The sequence below is a fragment of the Sphingobium xenophagum NBRC 107872 genome (assembly GCF_000367345.1).
GTDB lineage: Bacteria > Pseudomonadota > Alphaproteobacteria > Sphingomonadales > Sphingomonadaceae > Sphingobium > Sphingobium xenophagum.
In genome coordinates this window covers 1-4,538 of record NZ_BARE01000100.1, presented here as the reverse complement: position 1 = coordinate 4,538, position 4,538 = coordinate 1, and the positions used below count along the sequence as shown (strand labels likewise).

The 4,538-nt window shown below is 59.6% G+C and carries 8 protein-coding genes; 4 read left to right on the top strand and 4 right to left on the bottom strand.

Annotation, left to right across the window (positions count from 1 at the left end; translation table 11 throughout):
- A partial coding sequence (locus tag SX1_RS21805) for a DNA-processing protein DprA (RefSeq protein WP_019054803.1) occupies positions 1 to 575 on the top strand: 575 nt, incomplete at its 5' end.
- Here the strand turns inward: SX1_RS21805 and SX1_RS23630 are convergent.
- On the bottom strand, positions 565 to 1,107 hold the full coding sequence (locus SX1_RS23630; protein ID WP_019054802.1) for a ComF family protein: 543 nt from the start codon (positions 1,105 to 1,107) through the stop codon (positions 565 to 567). The genes SX1_RS21805 and SX1_RS23630 overlap by 11 nt on opposite strands.
- A gap of 380 nt (positions 1,108 to 1,487) precedes the next feature.
- Here SX1_RS23630 and SX1_RS24435 point away from each other — a divergent pair, with 380 nt between their 5' ends.
- Genes SX1_RS24435 through SX1_RS24600 form a run of 3 tightly spaced genes read left to right on the top strand, consistent with a single transcriptional unit; the run spans position 1,488 to position 2,993 of the window.
- Complete coding sequence (locus tag SX1_RS24435; protein ID WP_019054801.1) at positions 1,488 to 1,625, top strand: benenodin family lasso peptide; 138 nt, start codon at positions 1,488 to 1,490, stop codon at positions 1,623 to 1,625.
- Between the two features lie 55 nt (positions 1,626 to 1,680).
- Positions 1,681 to 2,331, top strand: a complete 651-nt coding sequence (locus SX1_RS23625) for a lasso peptide biosynthesis B2 protein (protein ID WP_019054800.1) — start codon at positions 1,681 to 1,683, stop codon at positions 2,329 to 2,331.
- Positions 2,328 to 2,993, top strand: a complete 666-nt coding sequence (locus tag SX1_RS24600) for an asparagine synthetase B family protein (RefSeq protein WP_167539660.1) — start codon at positions 2,328 to 2,330, stop codon at positions 2,991 to 2,993. Before SX1_RS23625 ends, SX1_RS24600 begins: the two co-directional genes overlap by 4 nt.
- A gap of 103 nt (positions 2,994 to 3,096) precedes the next feature.
- Here SX1_RS24600 and SX1_RS23370 read toward each other — a convergent pair whose 3' ends face one another.
- Genes SX1_RS23370 through SX1_RS21775 form a run of 3 tightly spaced genes read right to left on the bottom strand, consistent with a single transcriptional unit; the run spans position 3,097 to position 4,431 of the window.
- Entirely contained in the window at positions 3,097 to 3,678 is a 582-nt protein-coding gene (locus tag SX1_RS23370) for an SDR family NAD(P)-dependent oxidoreductase (protein WP_255209825.1), read from the bottom strand.
- On the bottom strand, positions 3,644 to 3,853 hold the full coding sequence (locus SX1_RS24975) for a hypothetical protein (RefSeq protein ID WP_255209826.1): 210 nt from the start codon (positions 3,851 to 3,853) through the stop codon (positions 3,644 to 3,646). The genes SX1_RS23370 and SX1_RS24975 overlap by 35 nt, the downstream gene beginning before the upstream one ends.
- Positions 3,854 to 3,879: 26 nt before the next feature.
- Entirely contained in the window at positions 3,880 to 4,431 is a 552-nt protein-coding gene (locus tag SX1_RS21775) for a recombinase family protein (protein ID WP_004213210.1), read from the bottom strand.
- Between the last annotated feature and the right edge of the window lie 107 nt (positions 4,432 to 4,538).

Below are 4,538 nucleotides of genomic sequence, written 5' to 3'. Positions count from 1 at the left end.
ATATTTTCTACGCCGGCAATCTGGCCTGCCTTACGGCACCAGCGGTGGCAATCGTCGGCACGCGGAAGGTCTCGACGGAAGGTGCGGCGCGGGCGCGTAAACTCGCCAAGGGCCTTGCCACTGCTGGGGTCGCGGTTGTCTCGGGACTAGCCGAGGGTGTCGACACCGAGGCGTTGAATGCCGCGATCGGTGCAGGCGGCCGGGTCGCCGCAGTGATCGGCACGCCGATAAACAAGGCGTATCCCGCCAAGAATGCTTTGCTTCAGGAACGCATCTACCGGGACCATCTTTTGATTTCGCAGTTTCGTATCGGCGAGCGCACGTTCAAGTCCAATTTCCCCGAACGGAATCGCCTGATGGCCGCGGTTTCCGACGCCACGGTTGTGATCGAAGCGTCGGATAGCTCGGGCACGCTCCATCAGAGCGCGGAATGCCAGCGGCTCGGCCGGTGGCTTTTCATTGCGAAATCGGTCGTGGAGAATCCACGGCTTTCCTGGCCGGAACGATTTCTTCCTTACGAGAAATGTGTCGTCCTCGAACGAGTCGAAGACGTTCTCGAACGGATCAGTAAGTAGTCCGCCCTAGCGCAACGCACTTCACTTCTCCGGCACCGGCAGCAAGCAGCAGCTGGCCGCACGCGAGAAGCGAGTTCCCCGTCGTCATCACATCATCGAGGAGCAGGACCCGGTGGTCTGCGATAAGGTCGGCGCTCTCGACGGCTATCGAAGCGAGATGCACGTCGACACTGCGGTTGCCACCTTGGGCCAGCTTCTCGATCTTTGTGTGACGGACGAGAGCCGCACTGACATTCTCGCAGCCCACCGCGATTTCCAGCCGATCGGCGAGGGCGCGTATTCCGGAAGCCGTTTTGGCAGGGTCGTGAGATGGGACCGCTGCGACCACCGGATAAAGCGCGGTGCGCGGCGAGATATAGCTGCAAAAATAATCGAGGCCCGCTGCTTTGCTATCCTTGAGGTCCAAAATGCGGCCGCTGTGGATGGGATAGTTGGAGCCGTCGCCGCCTTGTTCTTTGTGATATCGCCACGGTCGATACGGGCCCAATATCGTGATGTCCTGACCGTGCAGGCTTTCGTGACTGATATCCATCGTTCGAAGTTATCCGATCCATGGCTTTAGGCAAAGTCGAACGCGAAAGGCTCCAGGCGGCTTCAGCCTGCATCGCGCCGGATTTCCGTTCAGTTACATCCAGTATTGGTCCCAGTTTTCCTTGAAGCCAAGCATCCAAAATCCACAATGCAAGAGCGACTCGCTCTTTTTGCAGTCGTGTGACCGGGATCCGTCACGTATGTCCAGGCAAATGCTAAAGGTGGCGGTACGCGCTTCCGACGCGCGTTTCCTTTTCTCGGTCACTTTTTCAATGTCCTTGGCGGAATAATAATTGAATTATAAAATGGCAGCCATTTTAGGCGAGGCATAACTTCCCGAATGCGACTCATTCCGGTCGCGCAATTGGGAAGGAAGAAGCGATGAAGACCCAGAACAGCGAGCTGATCGATCTCGGCGCCATCAGCGTCGAAACCCGCGGCATCGAACCTGTCGGTCCGCGCGATGAAGACACCAACGAGCATTATCTGTTCGTCGGCGGCATCACCGCTGAAGACTGACGGCCAGGACGGCGCATCGCAATGCGGTGCGCCGTAAGGCTTTCGAAGAACGGTCATGCGCCCTGCGCTCGATATACGCCCCGGACTGCACTTCTGCCGTTTTGACGGCGAGTATGTGCTTCTGGACCTGCCTGCCGACCGATACTTCCTCGTTGAAGGCGATATTGCGCAGGCCTTCGCTCGCTTCCTCAATCGTTGCTCCAATGCGGCCGACCGAGCCGTCCTGCTTGAGCAGAAACTCATTTGTCCATCTCGCACAGCAGGAACGGGGGGGATTGCCATGCCGCCAACCGCAACAGCTAGCTTGATCGACCGGCCGCTCCCCAAGGCCCGCTTGCTCGATACGCTCTCGGCCATCCTCCACCAACGACGTGCAGGGACTGACCTTCGCCGGCAGTCATTTGCCGAGATCGCAAGCCTATTCGGGGAGGCCAGCTGCAAAAATTCCACGGGAAACGGCCAGCCGCAATGCCTTCGAGCCGCGGCTGCGTTTCAGCGGGCACGTCGTTACGTGTCGGCTACAGATCAGTGCCTAGCCCGGGGTATCGGACTGCGCCGAATGCTGGCGGGACATGGTTGCGAGGCCCGACTAGTTTTCGGCGTCACCTTGCCATTCGCGGCACATTGCTGGGTTCAAATCGGAGAAACGGTGCTCAGCGACCCTCTCGATGTCGTCCTTCACTATAAGCCAATTTTTGCCGCGTGATGGTTGGCGGGTTTAGAATCGAGATCACCTTCGCAGAGGACGGCTTTCAGACGTTGTCGCAAGCCAAGGGTCCCGCGGATTTTCGCAGTGGCAACGTCTTGATCTGGTCGCGCGAGCCGATGCAGCGCCTCGACGCGCAGAGCGCGATCATTGGACGATTGTTCATGGGAGCGGATCGCCCCGGCACGCTGGAGTGCACCGGTCCTGCCCTTGCGGATGACAAAGGCCGGAGACTGCTCAGGGATTATTGGGGCGGGTATGTCTTCATTCATAGGGGCCGGGACGGAGTAGCAAGGGTGTTCCGGGACCCGTCCGGCGCGCTGCCCTGCTATGTGAAGCGCGAAGCCGACCGGGTCATTATGGCTGGTGACATCACGGACCTGGCTTCGCCGGGCTCCGGCCGGGTCGATCTGGACGAAGTCGCGCGCGTACTTTCCAGCGGCGACGCGCGGGGCCGTCGCACATGCATCGAGGGGATCGACGAGCTGGTCGCCGGCGAATGTCTCGTCGTAAGCAATGGCGCTCTGGCGATTGAGAGCTGGTGGACACCATGGGATCATGTCGGGCCCCGTGCGGGAGCGACATTCGAAGATTTAGCGGAGGATCTTCGGACGACGGTTCAAAGCGCGGTCGGCGCGTGGGCGCGCTCCTATCCGGGGTGACTACACGAAAGTGACGTATCTGCACGCTAAGGGCGAACAAATCCGGTACGATGCCAGCAGATGCTATTCGCAGGCTTTCCTGCCCCTTTTATGTGGTGCCGCCCTACGGGCGCCGATATGGGAGGGCGGCAATCCGATTGACCAACGATCGAGGTAGAACCCTGCTCGCCAAATATGTGAGCTGGTTGCCCATCCCCGGTATGGCGAAGGATTGCCGATAAACCAGAGCGTGGACTGCATGGGCCGCGCACCGGTCAACATCCATCAAACCCAACCTCCCCCACTTCAAATCGCTGAGGGCAGCCATGTCTGTGTCGATTCCACCGGGTGCAAAAGACCCAACACTCACTCCCGTCCCGGCAAGCTCCACGGAAAGCGCTCGCATGAGGGTGCTCACATAGGCTTTCGACGCGCCGTAGACCGCTTGGAAGGGCACGGATGTTTCGCCCGCCAGGCTCGACACGGCGATTACTGAGGATTCAAACGGCTGCTCCCTGAAAATCGCAATCAGGCGAGCCAGCAAATCCGTGAAACCGAGTATGTTTGTTTCAATTACCTCGGCATAAGTGTCGGCACGGCCTGCATCAAATGAACCAACGCTCGTCATTCCGGCAACCAACAAAGCGGCTGTTACTTGCAATTCTGCAACCTTAGCCGCGATTTTTCTCCCTGCCCTCGATTTCACGTTGATCAGCCACTATAATCTCGCACGGCACATTGAACCGCTCGTCAATTTCGGTCTGTAGCTCCCGCAAGTTGTCGAGCCTTCGTCCAACAATCAGGGGCTTGGCCTGGTACGATGCCGCCAAGCGGAGGGCGGACGCTCTGCCCAAACCGGTCGAAGCCCCTGTGACCAGCACCCACGAGTTCTTGATCGCCAGCGGTTTCACGCGTTTTCCAGAGCCTTGTATAGGGCGGTTTTGCCGATCTTGAGCCGGGCCGCCGCCTCACGAACAGTGAGGCCCGCTGCGATATGCGCCCGCGCTTTACGTAGTTTGTCGGGGGTAACGACAGGCCGGCGACCACCCTTGTTGCCCCGCTCGCGTGCGGCCTTGAGGCCGGCATGAGTGCGTTCACGGATCAGGTCACGCTCGAATTGGGCCAGCGAGCCGAAGATGTTGAACACCAGCATGCCGCCCGAAGTGGTGGTGTCGATATTCTCGGTGAGTGAGCGGAACCCGATGCCGCGCGCCGCAAGCTCGCCGACCTTCTCGATCAGGTGGCTCATCGAGCGGCCGAGGCGGTCGAGTTTCCAGACCACCAGCGTGTCGCCGGGGCGCAAATAGGCGAGCGCTTCGGTTAGGCCAGGCCGATCGGCTTTTGCCCCGGATGCGTGATCGTCGAATATACGGTCGCACCCGGCAGTGTTCAGCGCGTCAAGCTGGAGCGACAGCTTCTGGTCTGCGGTCGAGACGCGCGCATAGCCGATCAGCGCCACATGATGCCCGATCCTGTCCGTTTTCCCGTCATTATGCGATCTTGTCCGAATCGCCGTTACAGGTCCAGAGTTAACGGACATATTCCTGTTGGCCGCCAGAGGACCGT